General features: G+C 37.6%; 2 protein-coding genes and 2 rRNA genes (2 of these 4 running past the window's edge). All 4 read right to left on the bottom strand.

The window, feature by feature from the left end:
- Window positions 1-520: the 5' portion of a DsbA family oxidoreductase gene (locus tag F0362_RS01600; RefSeq protein WP_000687921.1), read on the bottom strand. Its footprint begins 212 nt before the window's first position; 520 of the gene's 732 nt are visible here — the first part of the coding sequence; the start codon lies at window positions 518-520; the stop codon falls past the left edge of the window.
- A gap of 195 nt (window positions 521-715) precedes the next feature.
- Window positions 716-1675 (bottom strand): alpha/beta hydrolase, encoded by a 960-nt coding sequence (locus F0362_RS01595; RefSeq protein ID WP_033663369.1) that lies wholly within the window; start codon window positions 1673-1675, stop codon window positions 716-718.
- Between the two features lie 277 nt (window positions 1676-1952).
- Window positions 1953-2068: ribosomal RNA gene (gene rrf, locus F0362_RS01590) — 5S ribosomal RNA — on the bottom strand.
- A 49-nt stretch (window positions 2069-2117) separates the two neighbouring features.
- Window positions 2118-2500 (bottom strand): 23S ribosomal RNA (locus F0362_RS01585); it runs 2539 nt beyond the window's last position.

Here is a 2500-nt window from a genome sequence, read left to right as displayed (position 1 = left end):
GAGCAACCGCCTCATCAATTCTAACATCATTGGCATACGCATTTTTATCATTAATAACATGTAAAGCTTCTTGCTTATCTAAACCTGAAGCTTCAGCGATAGTAGCTAGCGTATCCACATCACTCAAGTTCTTTGATTCAGTAAAATATGCAAAAAGAAGATTTTCTGTAATCTCCTTTTCCTTCCCTTGATCCTTCGCAAACTTCGCTAGACGATGCGCATCAAAAGTGTTCGTTGGCTTCATCTCATCAAAATTAAAACTTAAACCCATACTAGCTGCATGATTTCCTAGTTGTACATTATTACGCTTAGCTTCTTCAATACTAATCCCATACTTTGATGCAAGCACTTCATTAATACTCGTTCCAGAGTAAACGGGAGTATTCGGATCTAGCTCAAAACTTTTAAACTCAACTTCAACATCCTTCTTATGCGGAAATTGCTCTAAAGCCATCTCTAATCTACGCTTCCCAATATAGCAAAATGGACATACAAAATCTGACCATACTTCAATTTTCATATTAACACCTCTTTAAAACTTAGTTTTCAATCATTGTAGCACTGAGATTAAGGAATTCAAAAGTTTTTGCTCTATTTCCTTCTATAGTACATACAAAAATATACTTATAGCAGAATACCTAATTAGAAAAAAACGATAATCAAAAGGGCAGACTATTCCCTCCGATTATCGTCTATAAAAATGAAACAACTTTAATTATGCCGGAATATACTTCTCTACGAATTTCCATACAGTATTCCAATATTTATTTGAATCTACTTTCTCCGCTTCCCCATGCCCCGCACCTGGAACAATTAACTTCTCTTTTTCTACTTTTGCAGCATTATACACCTGATCTAACATTTCAAAAGGAACAAATGTATCAGCATTCCCATGGATAAATAGCATAGGTGTTTTACTTCTCTCAACTTGTTTCACAGCTGAAGCCTCTTCTAAATCATATCCCGCCCTCAATTTAGTAACTGTATTGGCTGCATTCATAACAGGAAACTTCGGTAAGTGGAATAAATCTTTTAGTTGATACGTAAATTCATCACTAACAGTTGAGTATCCGCAATCTTCAATAATAACTTTAACGTTTGAAGGTAAATCTTCGCCTGAAGTCATCATTACAGTTGCTCCCCCCATAGAAATACCATATAGAGCTATTTCAGCATTAGGATCTTTCTTTAAAATTTGTTGAATCCACAGTAGGACATCTTTACGATCATGCCAGCCCATACCAACATAATCCCCTTCACTATTTCCATGTCCACGAAGGTCTGGCGCTATGACATTATAGCCTCGTTCATAAAAGTTCCGAATATATTTCGTCATTTCTGATGCTCTGCCATTATATCCATGAACTACAATTGCCCATTTATGACTAGATGATTCATTCATATATTCATAACCTTTTAAATTCAGCTTATCGAAAGAACGTATAGTTAATGTGTTCGGTTTATATTTCGATACAAAATCCGCATTCTTTTTTTCATTCGTAGCCAATACATCCCCCGATGCATTCACTGTTTCCGCCAAATGAGGGTTATCTTGCAAAAATTCTTTTTCTTGTTTCGCATTCAATGCGTAGTTATAAAAATAATTCCCAACTAACATATACGCGATTGTTAGAAGCACTAAAACTACTATAGTAATCATACCTATCTTTTTCATATTATCTCCTTTTTCCAAATTAAATCTCTTATGTTAACGTACCTCAAAAACAACTGTACTATTTTAACATACCGGTGAATCTTATCTATAAGAAATAAAATAGAAAATCTTAAATTACATATTAAAAATCACGAAAGAAACAGAATAAAACTTATATAGATATGTAACCAAAAATCTTAAAAGAATAGGGAGTTCTTTAAAATCCAGGTAGTATTTAGCATTGAAAAGAAGTTATAAAACACAAAAAAGACGAGTCATCCTGACTCGTCTTAAGCTTGCTTGGCGACGTCCTACTCTCACAGGGACAAGGTCCCAACTACCATCGGCGCTAGAGAGCTTAACTTCCGTGTTCGGTATGGGAACGGGTGTGACCTCTCTGCCATCATCACCAAACTATGAAGGCATATTCCTTCAAAACTAGATAACATTTGCTACATATTATATGGTTAAGTCCTCGATCTATTAGTATTCGTCAGCTCCACATGTCACCATGCTTCCACCTCGAACCTATCAACCTGATCATCTTTCAGGGATCTTACTAGCTTACGCTATGGGAAATCTCATCTTGAGGGGGGCTTCATGCTTAGATGCTTTCAGCACTTATCCCTTCCGCACATAGCTACCCAGCTATGCCCTTGGCAGAACAACTGGTACACCAGCGGTGCGTCCATCCCGGTCCTCTCGTACTAAGGACAGCTCCTCTCAAATTTCCTACGCCCACGACGGATAGGGACCGAACTGTCTCACGACGTTCTGAACCCAGCTCGCGTACCGCTTTAATGGGCGAACAGCCCAACCCTTGGGACCGACTACAGCCCCAGGATG

The organism is Bacillus sp. BS98, from assembly GCF_008432245.1.
Lineage (GTDB): Bacteria > Bacillota > Bacilli > Bacillales > Bacillaceae_G > Bacillus_A > Bacillus_A toyonensis.
The sequence above is the reverse complement of the archived record's forward strand: the minus strand, read 5'-3'. Positions and strand labels throughout refer to the sequence as shown.